Source organism: Bacteroides sp. (assembly GCA_036351255.1).
GTDB lineage: Bacteria > Bacteroidota > Bacteroidia > Bacteroidales > UBA7960 > UBA7960.
This window is the reverse complement of the sequence record JAZBOS010000031.1, coordinates 1-17,230: the sequence shown is the minus strand read 5'-3', so window position 1 is coordinate 17,230 and position 17,230 is coordinate 1. Positions and strand designations below refer to the sequence as shown.

The following is a 17,230-nucleotide window of genomic DNA, read 5'->3' as shown; positions in this document are numbered from 1 at the left end:
GGGCATTGCCCCCTTATTTTTTTTATTAATTTGCTTCAGCAAGGCTGACCTTGCTAACCTCCCATGTAGATGAGCCCGAAGGAGTACTGTTATATTTCAAAGCGATGTGGATGGTTTGGCCATCGTATTCTGACAGGTCAATGTTGCCGCTGTCCTGGAAGGTCCAGGTATTCCCGGGAGGCCTGCTGAAACCGCTTAGTTCGGTCCAGGTGCCATTTGCACTGGGATCGCCTTGAGCATAATCGCTCGATACAAGGACCTTCAGGTCATCGTAACTGGTTATATAATTGATTGCTTCCCGGATCTGAAGATGCACATTTACTTTCCCGGCTAGATCAATGGCTGGTGATACCAACCAGTCCTCGTTTTCATTGTCGGTATCGTTGGCATAGCCGCTCATCACGGCACAGCCTCCATCATAAATATCATGCCCCCATTCCTGGTCGCCGGTGATGCTATATGCGGTAAATGAACCCAGACCTGAGGCGAAGTTTTCTTCAAAGAAACTGATAACGGGTACAATGCCTTCTCCATCCATCCAGTAACCCGCAAGGGTTTTTATGCCTGGCTGGCTGAAATAAGACTCAAGATTACCCAATACTTTCACCAGCTTCCCTTTGTTTTCGGGGTTTGCATTCAGGTTGAGAGCTTCCCTGATTGGGCCAATAGGTAACTGGACGATGAGGCAGTTGTTGAGGTTGGTCTCATCAGGGTTGTCGGAAATAATCATGTTTGAGGTGGTACGCCAGGGTCCCTCGAAGTTTGCTGCAAAGGGGTCCACATCGGTTTCCATCACACCAACAATATATCCTTCCACCCATTTATTCACGCCTGAATTGACGGCAATGCCGGATGCCACGTTATAAGGGTCATCAAATGTTCCAGAACCTTCCGGATTTCCACCCGTCTGGCAGCGTTCGCCTTCCATCACCACTTCTTCCACTCCCCGGATTAGCAACTGCCAGGTAGTCCCAAAAACAGATACGATGGCAATGAGGCTTCCATTGCCCTGAGCTACCTGGGTGCCTGCAAAGGTGGCAAAACCACTGGTGCGAACAATGATGCGGTTTCCATTGCAATCTTCCAGATCCCGGTTTTCACTGAGCTGGTCGAGGGCATTGGCATAAGTATTGTTTAACTCACCTGAGGCAAACTGAACATTTTCGAGTTTGATCAGCTGCCCTTGCATCCCTCCGGACAGAATCTCGGGGATGGTAACAATGCGAGGTTCAACAACAATGCCTCGCTCCTGCGTGATCAGATTTTTTCCATAGATCACAGAGTCAACCTGCAGCATATTGTTGTAGGCGCTCAGGATGGTGCCTTTAAGAGAAAGCCTTACAGAATCGCCCATGGCTAAGCTGACACCGCTGTCTAAGCGAATGTTAATGGCGCCTGTCTGATCCTGGATATAGTGACTGCGGTAAAAATTCCCCGAGCCCTCGTCAGTGGTTATGACACCAAATACATTGTAATCCTCCCCGAAATGAACTGACTGCCCAGTATAGAGGTCGCGCAGTTCCTGAATGGTCAGGATCTTGTCTTGGTCGATTTCATTCAATGGGGGATGATCAACGTCATCCTTCTGGCATCCTGCAAAAGCAAGTAGCAGAAACGCGACAAATGCGGGGATACTGATATTTTTTAAATTGAATCTCATCATCTTTTTATTTACTTGCTTGAAATATCATTCAGGTTCCTGATCAGGAACTGGGGTGAATTGTAAACGGAAACAATGCCAGTAAGGGTTATTGTTCCTGAGGGTACAGGTGTTCCTGCAAAGCTTGCCCAACTATAAGTGTAAAGGAGCATCTGTCCGGTGCCATCCGATATGTTCAGGTTACCCGTGAAGGTCGTACCCCCGCTGATGGTAACATTGGGAATGGTCACAAGGGTCGATTCATACATTTCCAGCATATTGTTGATGTTTGCAATGGTGACCTGAACAGGCTGAGGCATGGTTCCAGGACCCAGATCATAGGCGTTGCCCAGGGGTATATTTTCGATTTGGAGCAGGCCGTTGAATCGGTTCATACTCATGTTTGAAACGATTACCCTGATCTTGGTGCCCATTGGAAAACTATGGAAGTCTGAGAATCGCAGGGCAATGCCAGCACCTGACTCATCCTGCAGGTAAAGGTTTTGGCCAGGATGGTTGTCATTGTCAAAATCAGAGATAACAATGCCTTCAATACGGGTGTTGGGTGGGATGTTTGTTACCCCTTCACTGAAGTTCTGACGCAGATTTGAAATACTCATAAGGTTGAGGTCTTCGCCGGGAATGGGGCAGCGTTCCCCAGTGAGTTCCACTTCACTCAGGCTGCGGATGTAAAGTTGAATGTCGGAGCCGTAGGTGGCAGCAATGGCAACCAGGGGGCCACGACCTTCAGGTATGGGTTTATCGGCAAACCCGGCATAACCACTGGTGCGCACAATGATGCGGTTTCCAAAACAGTCTTCCAACAGACGGTTTTCAGTAATCTGGTTTTCCTTGTCAGCGAAGGTTTTACCCAGTTCGGCAAGGGCAAACTGAACATCTTCAAGCCGGATCAGCCTTGCCTGGTAATTTCCCGAAAGGACATCAGTGATGCTTACTGTCACCGGTTCGACGCTTCGTTGGGTGGCCAGTTTGATGATGTTCCGGTCCACATTCACATTGTCCAGTTGGAGCATACGCTGATAGGAGCCAAGGAGGGTTCCTTTCAGGTAAATCCTTACCGAATCCCCTTCGTAAATTCCCCCGGGAGCCTGCAAGCGAAGGTTGATGGCGCCAGTTTCATCTTCTACATAAGCACTCCGGTAAATGTTGCCCGATTTGTCATCCATGGTGACGGTGGCATATACAGAAAAATCCTGGTCAAATTCGATAATCTCACCCTGGAACATGTTGCGTAACTCAGCTATGGTGATGACCGTCCCAACAGGAACTTCGACCTTGTCGGGAGCATCGAATTCATCCTTGACGCAGGAGCTGAAAAACAGAGTCCCTGCAATAAGAATCAGTATTGAAAATATTTTCCTTGATGTTATCATGAGTCTTTTCTTTTTTATTCAGCGAATCAGATGCGGTAGGCAAGGTTAAGGAAATAGGTGCGGCCATAAAGGTAGAAGTACTTAGAGGCAAACTTATCAGGATCCTGTGAGTCGTACCTTAATTGTTCAAAACCGCCTATCCTGAAGTCTGTCACATCAAAAAGATTGCTTACACTGAGGTTAATGGTAATGTAATGTCTTTTCTTTGTCCGGTAAGAATATCCGGCAAAAACATCAAATGTATAACTGCTCTCCATTTTCTCCTGGTCGAGTATCTGTTTCCACTGCGGGTCGGAGACCACTAGGTTGGCTACGGCATCAGCCGTCCGTCGGTCGGGGTTAATATCAATGTAAATGTCATCGAAGTAGTTCATGTTAACCCCCACGAACCAGAATTTTGGGTCGTTGTAACGCAGCCCCACAGATCCGGCTGTATGGGTCATTCCCCCGATCTTATAGTTCTGCAGATAGACCTCACGCTGATCGGCCAGTACCTCGCGGTCGTTATCGCGGGCGATGGTCACATTGGGACGCGAGTTATAAATGTAATCGCCTGTCCCTGCTACCACATATCCAGACAGCGTACTGGTAAGGTTGATGTCCATTCCAAATTCAAGTCCCATGTGGCGTGTGTCTACACCAGTCATAATGTAGTTAACAAATGAACGAAACTCTTCATGGTAAAAACTTCTTGACCATGTTTGGTCGCGAAACTCAGTGTAAAATGCCGAAAGTCTTGTTTTAATTTTTGGGGTACGAATGATGTAATTAATGTCGCCTGAGAAGATGGTTTCACTGGTCAATCCTTCAATAACATCGTCCCTCACCCTGGAGGAAATATAGGCATCGCGGAAATAAGGGGCACGTGTCATGAACATTCCGTTACCGGTGACGTAATGACGTCCGGTAATTTTAAAGGTTGTTCCGCCCTTCAACCCAAAGTTGGTGAAATTTTGCTTTTCGCCATCACCATAGGAGTTCTCAGGGAATCTGCCGTTCTGCATGTGGCCGGTTCTCCAGAAGGTGGTTTGAGATACCGAACCCGCAACATAAAAGTCCCAGCGGGGCAATACCCAGTCGCTTTGGGCAAAGGCCTGGTATTCATTGATGTTACCGGTGTAATTATAACCAAATATATCACCTTCCTCAACAATCCTGTTGGGATTAAGCAGGTCGTTCTGCGACATGTTCGGATCATCAAAGTCTCTTTCAGCAAACTGGTCAATGTCGTACCAGTATTCACCTCCCAGCAGGTCGGTAATGACCTTAAACTGGTGAGTCTTGGCCAGGGAAATATTGACACCACCGCTAAGGGTGTGGGTCGGTTTAACCTTGTGGGTGATATTGGAGTTGAAGATAAATTGATTACGGTCGTTGCGTCTTTCCTCAATGATGTATTTTGAACGGTATCCTGTATGGTCTTGTTCGGTTCCGTTTATGTTTTCAACCGTAAAAAGATTGTCGTAGTTCGCATTGTAAAGCCAGTCCCAGTTTATCTGTCTGAAATAGGGATCGTTTTGCCAGAGGTCGTTCAGGAGATTCTGGGTTATCGGGTCATTGTTATAATAGCTGGGCATCCAGCGGTAATAGTCAGGCCTGGGGTCACCAGCGAGGTTGTATCCCGGATAATCGTAGGAGGCGTGGCTGTCGTACCAGTTTAATGCGGTGGAGCCGCCCCTTCCAAATGTATAGGCAGCACTGGTGGAGATCTTGGTGTTGTCCGTGGGGTCCCAGTAGTGCGACAGGATTGTCCATGGGGTATGGTAGTGGTTGACCCTGGCGTTACGAATTTCACCATCCTGGTATCCCCAGTTGGGGTTATAATAGGGGTCGCCGGTCAGATCATAAGCTTCCTGGGTGGAAACACCCGGGCGCCCGGTCTTTGAAGGTGCACCGAAAAAGATCAGCCCAAGGCTGTGCTGGCTGTTTAATTTCTTTTCAGCAGAAAGGAAGTAAGCCCAGGCATCGTAAAAAGTACCAGTGACATAACCTTCATTAGCAGCCCGTCGCGATCCGCTCAGGGTCCATGCCCAGCCATTTTCCTGCAGGCCAGTGCTATAGGTGAACATGGCCCGGTGTGTATAGCTGCGGTTCGAATTGGAGTAGGTGGTGCGAATGTTAGGGCTGTATTGTGAGGCGCGGGTAACGATATTGGTAGCACCCCCAAGACCTCCGAAAGTATTTCTGGAAAAGCCCAGGTTATTATGTCCTTCGGTGTTGCGGGTAGCATCGTTTAGCCCTCCCCAGGTGGAGTAAAAGGCTCGCCCGGTCTCGGGGTCGTTAACTGAAATGCCATTGATCATCACCGTGGTGTTCTCCGAATCATAGCCCCTGACCCTGAAACGCGCTGAACCGAAATTATAGCCTGCCGTGTTCATGAAGATATCACGAGAGCCCTGAAGAAGACTGCTTATGTCATGGGAATCGGCATCACCTTCGATATCAGCAGTGGAAAGGGTAATGACTGGTACATCCGTTGGTGGGGCTTGCTGAGTCACCGTAGTGTCTCCCTGGGCTTCTTCAATGGCAGGCTCTTGCGCTGTTGCCCTTCCAAGGCCAAATAACAGCGGGATGGTTAACAAAAGAAAAAACTTCCTCATACGTTTCTGTGGGTTGATAAACCAGAATTCTCGCGGCCTAATGAATATTTTTTAATTAATTAAACACTTATCCGAAGGTTCTCTGGCTCAATTGTTGGATTTTAAAATCTTGAATAGTTAAAATGATTATTTTTGAATGGCCAAAATTAACCAATTCCTTTGTATTTACCTTGTCTAACATGGTAAAATCGGGGATTTATTTGATAATTAAAGGCTTTGTGATTTTGGTTTGTTTAGTTTTGGAAATTTAAAAGTGATTTAAATATGAATTTTTTTAAGAACAGACTTGAGTTTACCCTTTTTCTACTTTTCTTTTCTTTTTTTCTCTTCTTATCTTCCCCCAAAAGCTACGCTCAGACGTCCAATGAAACCAAAGAGTTTATCAATGCCGTCATAGGCTTTTACAACCTCGAGAACCTTTTTGATACGATAGATACTCCGGATGTAAATGACGTTGAATTTACCCCGGAGGGCCCCAACCGATGGAACGCGGCCAAGTATTTTGAGAAATTGGAGAACATGGCCGAGGTCATTGAGCAGATCGGGCAGGATCTCAATCCGGATGGCCCAGCAGTGCTCGGCGTTTCAGAGATTGAAAACCGCCAGGTGCTGGTTGATTTAGCCGCAAGGGAGAGCATAAAAGACCGGAACTACCAGGTAGTCCATTATGATGGCCCCGATCGCCGTGGAGTCGATGTTGCTTTCTTTTTTCAGCCAAAATACTTCAAATATATCAGCAGCAAGCCTTACCGTACCATAGTTCCCGGACGGGATGACTTCCGGACCAGGTATCAGTTGCTGTTAACGGGCGAACTCCTTGGCGAGCGCATGCATTTTATTGTTGCTCACTGGCCCAGCCGCAGTGGTGGGGAAAAGGGCAGCAGGCCCCTGCGTATTGCCGCTGCCGATGTAGCCCGTGCCATTATTGACTCCATTCAGAATGCAGAACCCGGTGCCAGGGTTATACTCATGGGTGACCTGAATGATGACCCCACCGATCGAAGTGTTCGCAAACATTTGAGGTCCAATGGAAATATTAACAGGGTTAAGGAAGATGAATTGTACAACCCTTTCTATGAATTGCACCGCAAGGGTATTGGCTCTTTGGCCTATAGAGACTCCTGGAACCTCTTCGATCAGATTCTTTTTACGCCTTCGCTGGTTGGAAGAGATTATGATAGGTTCCAGTATTTTCGTGCCGAGGTGTTCAATCCTCCTTTCCTGCGTCAGCCTTCCGGCAGATTCCAGGGTTACCCTTTTCGGACTTATGGCAGCGGGGTTTACCTTGGTGGATATAGCGATCACTTTCCAACCTTTGTTTATTTGATCAGAGAAAAAAAATAACACTATGCCTAAAGTCAACTTGCTGAAATCTATTGAGCACCCTGCAAAACCCGCAAAGAGGCCCAAACGGAAAAAGGTCAAGTTCCGTAAAATGACCTTTAAGCTCACCGATATGCAGTACCGGGCCCTTTTGACCTATTGCCGACGGTATGACACCACCCCGGTAAGGTATTTAAAAACGCTGGTGAATAAGCAGGTGGAACGCTACAAGCAGGAGCTTCCGCCACCTCCCATGGTTTCTGAGAATCAGCTCGAATTGTTTTAGGGATTTTTTCCTTATCTGAAATCCACAATGGTTGCTCCGGCACCACCCCTGTCGGGGTGTTCATCCCGGTAGCGATTTACCTCGGGCACCCCTTGCAAAAGGTCACGTACCGCTTCCCTTAAAATGCCATCCCCTTTTCCGTGAAGGATCTTAACCTGTTTTACGCCAAGCAATACCGCATCATCCAGGTAATGCCGCAGTTTTCTTAAAGCTTCTTCAACACGTAAGCCCTTGATGTCAAGCTGGGGGTAAAACTCGGCTGCCTTTTCGTTGATGTCGAACGACACTTTTACCCTGACTTTACGGTCCTCGGGCTTCATAAGACTGCTTTTTTTGATTTTTTCCAGCACACTGAGTCTGGACCTGAGTTTTATGCTGCCAAAACTTACTACAGCTTCTTTGCCCGATATTTCAATGACTTCTCCAATGCTTTGCTGACCCGCTATTCTAACAGCATCTCCTATGGCAATGGGCGTATCATCTTTTTCAGGGACGGGCCGGGGCTTTTTCTCTTTACGTTCAGGTGGCTTTTGATCCCTGAGTTTCTCTTCCTGTTGTTTGGTGAAAGCTTCCAGCTCCTGCCTCGCCTGCCGGGTTTCCTCCTTGCCCGCCTGTGCTTCCTTGATCTTGCGAATGGTGTTTTCAACCATCCGGTTGGCTTCTGCAAGCACTCTTTTGGCTTCAAGACGCGCCTGTGTCATGATATCCGATTTTCGTGACTCCAGGTCTCCGCTCAGCTTTTCATATTTGTCAATCATCTCTGAAAGAAAATGATCGGCAGAACGCAGTTGTTTTTCCTTGTCCTCCAATTCGGTTTTTTTCAGATCCAGATCCTGCAACTGCCGGTCAAAGTCCAACTCCTGGGTGCCTGCATATTCTGCTGCTTTTGCCAGGATATCTTCTGGCAAGCCTATGTTGTGAGCGATCTCAAAAGCGAAACTGCTGCCAGGGTTGCCGGTTTTCAGTTTAAAGAGGGGACGCATGTTCTGGGTGTCAAACAACATAGACCCGTTTCCAATGCCCGGGTGCTTTCCAGCCATTAGTTTCAGGTTGGCATAGTGGGTGGTTACCACGCCATAAGATCCTTTCCGGTTTAGCTTTTCCAGGATGGCTTCTGCCAGTGCACCCCCGATGCGGGGCTCTGTCCCTGCACCAAATTCGTCAATCAGGAACAATGTTTGCCCGTTGCATTGCTCCATGAAGTGTTTCATGTTGAGCAGGTGCGAGCTGTAGGTGCTCAGGTCATTTTCGAGCGATTGCTGGTCGCCGATGTCAATGAATAATTGCTCGAATACCCCGGCTTCAGAATAATCAGCCATGGGCACCAGCAACCCGCATTGTATCATATACTGCAGCAGCCCGCAGGTTTTCAGGCATACCGATTTTCCACCCGCATTAGGGCCGGAAATAACAAGAATATGTGTGTCGTCGTCAAGCGAAATATCAAGGGGCTCCACGTGTTTGCCCTGGGCTTTGTGCGATAAATAAAGCAGGGGGTGCATGGCTTTGATCCATCGCATGCCCGGCTTACCTTCCAGCCGTGGCTTTTGCGCCAGCAGATCGATAGCTACCAGGGCCTTGGCACGGATAGCATCCATGATGCCCAGCATACGGTAACAGGCTTGCATCCCGGGAACCATTGGACGGATACGTTCTGTAAAGGCTTTTAGTATCCTGATGATCTCCTGGCGTTCTTCTAGTTCCAGGTCAATGATCTAATTGTTGATCTCAAACACTTCTTCAGGCTCCAGGTAAACGGTTTGCCCGGTGGCTGACTGATCGTGGACGATGCCCCGGATCTTTCGTTTATGGGCCGCACCAATGGGTATTACCTGGCGGCCATTCCTAAGGGCCAGCTCCACATCCTGGGGCACCAGCCCTTGCTGTTTGGCCTGCTGAAGCAACTGTGCGATCCGGCGGTTGGCTTCCCCTTCCAGCCTGACCCTCTTTCTCCGGATGGCAGCAAGGGCCTCTGAAGCATGGCTGCGCACCTCTGCCCGTTCATCAACAATGGTGTCGATGTCTTTCGGGAGCCGGGGGTCGGTTTCCAGGTCGCTGATCAATGTTGCAAGCCCCGGAAAGGGTGGTGCCTCGTCTTCTGACCTGGAATTGAGAAAGGCAATGATGCGCAGGATCGTTTCATAAGAAAGCTTCAGATCAAGCAATTCTTCCGGCTCCAGAAACGTATCCGCTGGCCTGATTCTGCGGAAAGCTTCTTCAGGGTCGTAATAGTTTGACTGGGGGAAAGGCAGGTTTTGCAACAGGATCTGCCGGAACTCTTCCGTCTGGTTCAGCAGCAGTTCTATCCGGTCCTTTTGCGTCAGCATCCGGATGCGCTCTACCTGCCTGCGTCCCAACGAACTCATGCAGCGCTCGGTCAGCAAGGTCCGGATGCGGTCAAAACCAATTTTTACTTCCAGGTCAGCAGGGTAGATCAAAACAATATTTTTTGCAAATGTAATAATGCCGGATGCATTTTTGGCCTTTATGCCAAAATTTGACAAAAAAGAACGCCCCACTTCAAAAATGAAAGGAGTTGAAAAATAAACTTTTTTCGGGTTAAGCTCCCGATTGGTCCCAGTGATAAGGATTGCCTTACCTGAAGATTAACCAGCGAAATCCTGCATTGGCTGCAACCCCCGAACTTCATCCTGGCGATGGGCAAACGCTAAAATCTTTTCAGGGTTTTCCCTCTTATGCCTGGTTCTGTGAGGCCTCTTTTCAATCATTTCAATAGAAGCCGAGCGCCCTCCCTGGTATGTAAAAACCTAAACCACAAAACCCTCACCGGGCTTTTTTATATCTGCTTCAGGACCGGAGTTCAGACGTACTTCAGACGTAGTTAACACGTAGTTAAGACGTAGTTTATTCGGTTTTGCACGTCTGAACTACGTCTTAAATACGTTTCAACTTCGTTTATACTCCCTGCCTGAATGGGACTCAACAATGTCCTTTCCCTGGCTGGTATGGTAATCGAATCTGAATGAACTGGATTGAAGGAGGGAGCGTGGAAGAAAAAGCCCTTGATTTTAATCCCCTGGCAAAAAAAAGAGGCTGACTCCTGCGCTGGAGACAGCCTCTTTTTAGTAGCGGGGACGAGAGTTGAACTCGTGACCTTCGGGTTATGAATCCGACGCTCTAACCACCTGAGCTACCCCGCCGTTTTGAGTGGTGCAAAATTAGCAAACTATTTTAAAATACAAGATAAAAAACGGGATTTTTTGAATTTGCTTGCGGGCCCTTAAGCTTGTGGCAGCGGAGGCCTGATTCTTCTTTTCTCCTGAAGCCGGGTCAATTGCGTCAGCATCAAACCCGAGATAACAATGGCCATCCCAATCATTTTTGAAGCATCAATGTTTTCCTTTAGGATCATCCAGGAAGTGACAGCCGTAACGACCGGGATGAGGTTTGTAAAAATGGAAGAGCGTGCTATCCCCAGGGTCCTCACCCCTGAGGTGTAAAACATAAAGGCCAGGGTGGAACCGAATACCGCAAGGGCTATTATGGAAGCGATGGCATTGCCTGACGGCCTGATCTGGAGAAAGTCACTGAAATCGAAGATCAGGAACAAGGGTAAAAAAAGGAGTGCCCCCACCAGGTTTTGTACCGAAATAATCGTAAACGAAGAATATTTAACAGTCAGTTTTTTCAGAAAGATGACGTTGATCAGGGCTGATAAAACAGCAAAAAATAACAGGCCAATCCCCAGGGGAGAAGCGCTGAACTTAAACTCAGCATCCAGCACCATGACCATGACCCCGGTGAAAGAAATAAAAAATCCAAGGATGTTGATCCACGAAAGCCTTTCACTGAAAGCGATGAAACCCAGGATAGGTGTGAAAACAGGTATTGTGGCTATGATCACTGAGGCCACCGTGGGCGAGACGTGAAGCAAGCCAAAGCTTTCGCCGATAAAATAACAAAAGGGGGAGAAAAAGGACATGATGAAGAAGGCAGTATAATCTTTTGGGTCGATGTGCTGCAGTTGTTTCCTGAATATTCCGAACAACAGGACAGAAGAAATGGCGAGCCTCAGGAACATGGTGGTGACCGGCGAATAAAACTCGAAGACCATTTTGGTCCAAACATAGGATATCCCCCAAAAGGTTACAGCGAGAATCACCCGAATATAAACAGAAAGCCTTGCCTGGTTCATTTGTTTTTTTTGAATGGGCAAAATTAACCAAATTCCATTTGGGCATGGGTTTAAATGTTTCTATCATTGGAATATAACCCGCTAAATACCCTCTTTTTAAACCGGTTATAAAAAATCATTCTGAATGTGATTATTTTTTGTATATTGCAGGAACTGGTTTCAAAATTATCTGGCCATGAGTGCTTTGGAAAAGTTCAGCCTGGACTTTCATATAGAAACAACCCCCCGATTACTGTACACCCTGATCTCTACCCCGGAAGGGCTGACCCGATGGTTTGCACACACCATTTTGCAGGAAGAGGGTGTTTTTCTTTTTAAATGGGAAGGCAACGAGCAGCGCGCCAGATTGGTTCAGGCCAAGGACAATGAATACGTGATTTTCCAGTGGCTTGAAGATTATCACCAGGATCTTTTCCTGGAGATGCGCATTGAAACGGATGCCGAGACTGGGGGCCTGACCCTGGTCATTTCAGATTATGCGGAAGCCTTGGATGTGGACTTGTCGAAGCGCCTCTGGAACGCCCAGGTTGGACAGCTTCAGCGCTTGTTTAATACCTGAGAAATCAAGCGGTAATTTCTTTACAAGGGGAGCTTGAACCAGGCTGTTACTTTTTCAGAAAGGTCGGCAGGCGCTTCTTTGTGCCTGAATTCGTTTTGCCTGCGGTTATAATGGTAGTCCTTTTCCCATTCCTTATGGTGTTTCCCGATTTGTTGCAAAGCATCCAGGATATGATCCACTTCCGCATCCGTCATGGTAGGATGCATCGAAAGCCTCACCCAGCCCGGTTTATCTGAGAGGTCGCCGGTATTGATCTTTTGAGTGATCAGCCTGGAGTGCTCATAGTCCACATTCAGCAGGAAATGCCCGTAAGTGCCGGCACAGGCACAGCCTCCCCTGACCTGGATGCCAAAGCGGTCGCTGAGCAATTTAACCACCAGGTTGTAATGGATGTTGGTGAAATAAAATGAAACCACAGCCAGACGTTCCCTGATGTTGTCGGCAAGGATGCGAATGTTGGGGATTTTGTCCAGTCCCTTAAAAAGCCTTTCCAGCAATTCCTCTTCGCGCCGGCGAATGTTATCCATGCCCATCTGGTTTTTTAGCTCCAGGCACAGCGCAGTCCTTATGGCTTGTAAGAATCCGGGCGTCCCCCCGTCTTCACGTGCCTCTATGTCATCCACGTATTTGTATTCGCCCCAGGGGTTGGTCCAGTCAACGGTGCCGCCTCCCGGATTATCGGGCACCTTGCTGGTGTAAAAGGCCGAATCGAAAATCAGCACCCCTGAAGTGCCCGGGCCTCCCAGGAACTTATGGGGCGAGAACATCACCGCATCCAGCTTTTCCTTTGGGTCATCGGGATGCATGTTGATATTTACATAAGGGGCAGAGGCAGCATAGTCAGCCACGCAAACCCCATTGTATTCGTGCATGATCTTCGCCAATGCATGGATAGGGGTTTCAATGCCAGTAACATTCGAACAAGCTGTAAAAGATCCGATCTTCAGGAGTCGGTCCTTGTAGTTTTCAAGTTCCGCGCGCAAATGCTCGGGATTGATCAGCAAGCCTTCGCCCGGGGGGATTACTACTACATCGGCAATGGTCTCAAACCAGGAGGTGTGATTGCTGTGGTGTTCCATATGGCTGATGAAGACCACGGGCTTTTCAGCCTCTTTCAGACAACCCTTGTAGCTTAGCTGCCCGCAAATACGCAAGCCGAGCATCCGCTGAAATTTATTGATCACGGTGGTCATCCCACTCCCGGCGGTAATGATTACGTCATTGGGCCCTGCATTCACGTGCTGCTTGATCAATTTATGTGCCAGGTGATAAGCATTGGTCATCAGGGTGCCCGTTTCACTGGCTTCGGTGTGTGTATTGGCAACGAAGGGGCCAAAGGTTTCCGTTATGGCCTGCTCTATGGGCCGGTACAAGCGTCCGCTGGCAATCCAGTCGCCGTAAACAATGCGCTGTGCACCATAGGGACTTACATATTTCTGGTCAACGCCAATGACCTGTTTTCGAAAAGGGGCAAAGTATTCTTCCAAGGTTTTCATCAGCTGTCAGAATTTCTGCAAAAATGAACAAAATTATCGAAACCATAAAATCATTACCTTTGAATAATTATGTTGAATCTTACATATTTGGGGCTTCACCACCCGGAAACAGAATCATATTGCTTACGTAAAAACAAAATTACTGCGGCTTTTGTTATTTTTTTGGAATAATTTGCAAATTGGGAATAATTTTTGCTGTTGAACAATTTGCTGTCCAGGGAAGTGTCCTGATTCATTTTACTTTTCAAAACAAAAGAAAAAACAGGGATCTATGAAAAATAAACGTTTTGCATTCCCGGTTCTTTATTTAATAATCTGGCTGCTGGCGTCCTTTTTGGTTTTACCTGCAAGCCACGCCCAGTATTTTGGCCGCAATAAGCCCAGTTACCGAAAATTCGATTTCAAGGTTTATCAGTCGCCTAATTTCGAGGTGTATCATTATTTCGAAAACGATTCAACTGTCCACGCACTGGCTTCTTCTTTCGAGAAGTGGTATGTTCGCCACCAGGCCTTTTTTCGCGACACATTTCCGGAGCGTAACCCCATCATCATTTACGCCAACCACCCCGATTTTCAGCAAACCACTGCTATAAGCGGCCAGATCAGCATTGGCACCCAGGGGGTTACGGAAGCCCTGAAGACCAGGGTGGTAATCCCGGTGCTGGAGACCAACGCCCAAACCGATCATGTCATCGGGCACGAGCTGACCCACGTTTTTCACTACCGCGCTGTCTTCGAAAACGACAGCCTTTCGATGAACAACATGCGCAACCTGCCCCTGTGGCTGGTGGAGGGCATGGCTGAGTATTTCTCCATTGGAAGCATTGATCCCAACACCTCCATGATCATGCGCGATGCCATTCACCAGGATGAGTTCCCCACCCTGAAGGAAATGACGCGCAACTACCAGTTCAACCCCTATCGTTATGGCCATAGCTTTGTTTCCTTTTTCGGGCGCACCTGGGGCGATTCCCTGATCTCTGTCCTCTACAGCGAAACGGCCAAGTTTGGGTATGAGCGCGCACTGGAAAGGGTTGTCGGGCTTAGTGAAACAACTGTCGGGAACCTTTGGAAGAATTCTTTGGTGAACCATTATACGCCCCTGATGGAGGACTCTGCCCGTCATGTCCCCATCGGCAGGGTGTTAGCCTCACCCGATAATGCAGGGGAAATGAACCTCAGTCCATCTCTGAGCCCCGATGGTAAATATTTCACCTTCTTTTCGGAACGCGATCTGGTGACACTCGACCTCTTCCTGGCCGAAACCGAGTCAGGAAAAATCGTTCGCAAACTTTCCAGTTCTATGCGTAACCGCGATATCGATGGCTTTAACTTTTTTGAATCGGTTGGAGCCTGGTCGCCTGATGGCAAAAAATTTGTTTATGTTGCTGTCAAAAAAGGTCGTAACCAGCTTATGATTGTTGATGTGAACCGGCCACGCCGCACCCGGGAAATTGTCGTGCCCGGCGTGCCTGCCTTCAACAACCCCAGCTGGTCGCCCGATGGCAAATACCTGGTATTTAACGGCACGGTAGGGGGAAGTACCGACCTTTACCTTTATGAAATTGAAACCAGGGAAGTCACCAACCTGACCAACGACCGCTATTCATACATCCACGCCAACTGGTCGCCCGACGGGCGTTACCTGGCCCTGTCAACCGACATTCCCCAGGAAAGCCAGATGGAAAAGCAGGTAAACTTCAATTTCAACCTGGGCATCATGGACATGCAGGACCCCAAAAAAAGCGTGAGGGTGCTCAATGTCTTTCCGGAAGCCGATAATGTAAACCCCATCTTCAGCCCTGAGCAGGATGGGCTTTACTTCCTCTCTAATCGTGATGGCTATCGTAACCTGTATTTTTACCAGCTGGAAGGCGGTAAGGTTTTCCAGTTGACTGACTTTTATACCGCCATTGCCGGCATTACCCAGCTCTCACCTGCCATAAGTGTGGCAAGGCATACGGGCGAAGTGGTTTACAGCCATTACCAGAAAACCAATTTTACCCTCTACAGGGCTCAACCCGATGAATTCCTGCACAGGGAAGTGGACCCCATGGAGGTCGATTTCACGGCTTCCACGCTTCCTCCTTTTGAAAGGGTAAGCCAGCCACTGGTAGATGCCGAGCTGAAGGTTGAACCCGAAACCCCGGTTTTCCCGGTCGACTCCTTTGCCGAGAAGCCTTTTGAACCGCGTTTCAGCCTTTCGTATATAGGCAGCTCGGGTGTGGGAATGGCCACCAACCGCTTTGGTACCGGCGTGGCCGGAGGGGTATCTATGCTTTTCAGCGACATTACCGGCGACAACCAGATGTTTGCCGCTTTGGCCGTTAATGGCGAGATCTATGATTTCGGGGGGCAGGTAGGTTACCAGAACCAGAAAAGCCGGGTGCGCTGGGGTGGAATGGTGTCGCACATTCCCTATCCCTATGCCTTTATGAATTATCGCCTGGATACGCTTTCATCAAGCGAGGGTCCCATACTGGTCGAGAATTTGCAAATCATCCAATACCGGACCTTTGAAGACCAGATCATGGCCTTTGCCTTTTATCCTATTTCCACTACCCGGCGCCTGGAGGCCAGCGCCAGCATGTCGTGGTATTATTTCCGCATTGACGCCTATAACAATTACTATTACATGGGCTATTATGCCGGTGAGAGCCGTGAACGCCTTGATGCGCCCCCGGGTTTTAACCTCCAGCGCATTGGCCTGAGTTACGTCGGCGACAACTCTTACTTTGGCATCGCTTCGCCCATTACCGGTCAGCGTTACCGCTTTGGCGCCGAACAGATCTTTGGCTCGGTCAATATGACCAGCGTAACGGCCGACTATCGCCGGTATTTCTTCATGAAGCCCTTTACCTTCGCTTTCAGGGGCACGCACTATGGCCGCTATGGGAAGGAAGCCGACGACCAGGGCATATTCTACCCCCTTTACCTTGGATATCCGGGCTTTGTCAGGGGGCTCGACTACAACTCCCTGTATAAGTTGCAGGGCTCTGCGCTGATCAACGAACAGTGGTCATTTGAGAGCCTGCTGGGCAGCAAAGCCCTTCTGGCTGGTGCCGAGATCCGCTTCCCGCTCACCGGCCCCGAAAGGCTTGCCCTCATCTCCAGTGGCCTGTTCTATACCGAGCTGACTTTCTTTTTCGACGCCGGGGTGGCCTGGACTAATTCCAATAACATCACCCTGAACCCGGATGAGGTTACTGACCCAAACAAACGCTATCCCTACTTCTCCATGGGACCATCCCTTAGGATTAACCTGTTTGGCGCTTTAATCCTCGAACCATTCTATGCCTTCCCTTTCCAGACCGGAGGCATCAGCAAAGGCGTCTGGGGATTTAACTTCCTGCCGGGATGGTAAAAGAGAAGTGAGAAGTGAGAAAATGTGATAATGAGCAGATTCGCAAATTAGCAGATTAGCAGATGAAATGGCATGGGGCATGGGGCATGGTGCTAAGCCGCGTAGCGGCGACCGTATTGTAGAAAATGCAGGAACCCCTCTCCCCCCTAAGCCGCATAGCGGTGGCAGTTTGGTATGATGATTCCACTGATTTGGGCGGATGGCACGGATGCTTCCCCTGGAGCTTGGAGCAATGGGTTAAGCCGCATAGCGGCGAAAGTTTTGTAGAAAAAGCACCCTCCCATGATCGACAAGCCGCGTAGCGGCGACAGAGAGAGGTGAGACGTTAGAGATGAGCCAAATACAGAAAAGCGGATTGCCCCGCTGAGCGGATTGCATTTCCCCCCCCCCTGAACATTCCAGAATTTGAAATT

General features: G+C 48.6%; 11 protein-coding genes and 1 tRNA gene. 4 read left to right on the top strand and 8 right to left on the bottom strand.

Annotated features, from left to right (window positions below; translation table 11 throughout):
• Positions 1 to 25 precede the first annotated feature (25 nt).
• The 3 genes from V2I46_02845 to V2I46_02835 are packed head-to-tail and all read right to left on the bottom strand — an operon-like array spanning position 26 to position 5,633.
• Positions 26 to 1,660, bottom strand: coding sequence for a DUF5689 domain-containing protein (locus tag V2I46_02845; protein ID MEE4176426.1), 1,635 nt, complete (start codon positions 1,658 to 1,660; stop codon positions 26 to 28).
• Positions 1,661 to 1,671: 11 nt separating this feature from the next.
• Complete coding sequence (locus V2I46_02840) at positions 1,672 to 3,033, bottom strand: DUF5689 domain-containing protein (protein MEE4176425.1); 1,362 nt, start codon at positions 3,031 to 3,033, stop codon at positions 1,672 to 1,674.
• Positions 3,034 to 3,059: 26 nt separating this feature from the next.
• Positions 3,060 to 5,633, bottom strand: a complete 2,574-nt coding sequence (locus V2I46_02835) for a TonB-dependent receptor plug domain-containing protein (protein MEE4176424.1) — start codon at positions 5,631 to 5,633, stop codon at positions 3,060 to 3,062.
• A gap of 264 nt (positions 5,634 to 5,897) precedes the next feature.
• On the opposite strand from V2I46_02835, the gene V2I46_02830 reads away from it, so the two are divergent.
• Together V2I46_02830 and V2I46_02825 are read left to right on the top strand one after the other, a co-directional pair.
• Complete coding sequence (locus tag V2I46_02830) at positions 5,898 to 6,977, top strand: endonuclease/exonuclease/phosphatase family protein (protein MEE4176423.1); 1,080 nt, start codon at positions 5,898 to 5,900, stop codon at positions 6,975 to 6,977.
• A gap of 4 nt (positions 6,978 to 6,981) precedes the next feature.
• Complete coding sequence (locus tag V2I46_02825; GenBank protein ID MEE4176422.1) at positions 6,982 to 7,242, top strand: hypothetical protein; 261 nt, start codon at positions 6,982 to 6,984, stop codon at positions 7,240 to 7,242.
• Between the two features lie 11 nt (positions 7,243 to 7,253).
• Here V2I46_02825 and V2I46_02820 read toward each other — a convergent pair whose 3' ends face one another.
• The 4 genes from V2I46_02820 to V2I46_02805 all read right to left on the bottom strand — a co-directional run bounded on the left by V2I46_02820 (position 7,254) and on the right by V2I46_02805 (position 11,398).
• Positions 7,254 to 8,870 (bottom strand): Smr/MutS family protein, encoded by a 1,617-nt coding sequence (locus V2I46_02820; protein ID MEE4176421.1) that lies wholly within the window; start codon positions 8,868 to 8,870, stop codon positions 7,254 to 7,256.
• An 87-nt stretch (positions 8,871 to 8,957) separates the two neighbouring features.
• Complete coding sequence (locus V2I46_02815; protein MEE4176420.1) at positions 8,958 to 9,680, bottom strand: hypothetical protein; 723 nt, start codon at positions 9,678 to 9,680, stop codon at positions 8,958 to 8,960.
• 649 nt (positions 9,681 to 10,329) lie between these two features.
• Positions 10,330 to 10,403, bottom strand: a tRNA-Met gene (locus tag V2I46_02810).
• 80 nt (positions 10,404 to 10,483) lie between these two features.
• Positions 10,484 to 11,398: a DMT family transporter gene (locus V2I46_02805; protein ID MEE4176419.1), complete on the bottom strand. Its 915-nt coding sequence runs from the start codon at positions 11,396 to 11,398 to the stop codon at positions 10,484 to 10,486.
• Positions 11,399 to 11,573: 175 nt separating this feature from the next.
• Between V2I46_02805 and V2I46_02800 the strand changes: the two genes are divergently transcribed.
• Positions 11,574 to 11,957 carry an START-like domain-containing protein gene (locus V2I46_02800; GenBank protein ID MEE4176418.1) on the top strand — a complete coding sequence of 128 codons (384 nt, stop codon included), beginning with the start codon at positions 11,574 to 11,576 and terminating at the stop codon, positions 11,955 to 11,957.
• Positions 11,958 to 11,977: 20 nt separating this feature from the next.
• Here V2I46_02800 and V2I46_02795 read toward each other — a convergent pair whose 3' ends face one another.
• Complete coding sequence (locus V2I46_02795; protein MEE4176417.1) at positions 11,978 to 13,453, bottom strand: aminotransferase class V-fold PLP-dependent enzyme; 1,476 nt, start codon at positions 13,451 to 13,453, stop codon at positions 11,978 to 11,980.
• 271 nt (positions 13,454 to 13,724) lie between these two features.
• On the opposite strand from V2I46_02795, the gene V2I46_02790 reads away from it, so the two are divergent.
• Complete coding sequence (locus V2I46_02790) at positions 13,725 to 16,817, top strand: hypothetical protein (protein ID MEE4176416.1); 3,093 nt, start codon at positions 13,725 to 13,727, stop codon at positions 16,815 to 16,817.
• The last annotated feature ends 413 nt before the right edge of the window (positions 16,818 to 17,230 follow it).

Excerpts from the sequence above, each read along its gene's own strand:
- V2I46_02845 (MEE4176426.1), bottom strand. The coding sequence starts at position 1,660 with ATGAGATTCAATTTAAAAAATATCAGTATCCCCGCATTTGTCGCGTTT.
- V2I46_02795 (MEE4176417.1), bottom strand. The coding sequence starts at position 13,453 with ATGAAAACCTTGGAAGAATACTTTGCCCCTTTTCGAAAACAGGTCATT.
- V2I46_02830 (MEE4176423.1), top strand. The coding sequence starts at position 5,898 with ATGAATTTTTTTAAGAACAGACTTGAGTTTACCCTTTTTCTACTTTTC.
- V2I46_02825 (MEE4176422.1), top strand. The coding sequence starts at position 6,982 with ATGCCTAAAGTCAACTTGCTGAAATCTATTGAGCACCCTGCAAAACCC.
- V2I46_02790 (MEE4176416.1), top strand. The coding sequence starts at position 13,725 with ATGAAAAATAAACGTTTTGCATTCCCGGTTCTTTATTTAATAATCTGG.
- V2I46_02820 (MEE4176421.1), bottom strand. The coding sequence starts at position 8,870 with ATGCAAGCCTGTTACCGTATGCTGGGCATCATGGATGCTATCCGTGCC.
- V2I46_02805 (MEE4176419.1), bottom strand. The coding sequence starts at position 11,398 with ATGAACCAGGCAAGGCTTTCTGTTTATATTCGGGTGATTCTCGCTGTA.
- V2I46_02835 (MEE4176424.1), bottom strand. The coding sequence starts at position 5,633 with ATGAGGAAGTTTTTTCTTTTGTTAACCATCCCGCTGTTATTTGGCCTT.
- V2I46_02840 (MEE4176425.1), bottom strand. The coding sequence starts at position 3,033 with ATGATAACATCAAGGAAAATATTTTCAATACTGATTCTTATTGCAGGG.
- V2I46_02800 (MEE4176418.1), top strand. The coding sequence starts at position 11,574 with ATGAGTGCTTTGGAAAAGTTCAGCCTGGACTTTCATATAGAAACAACC.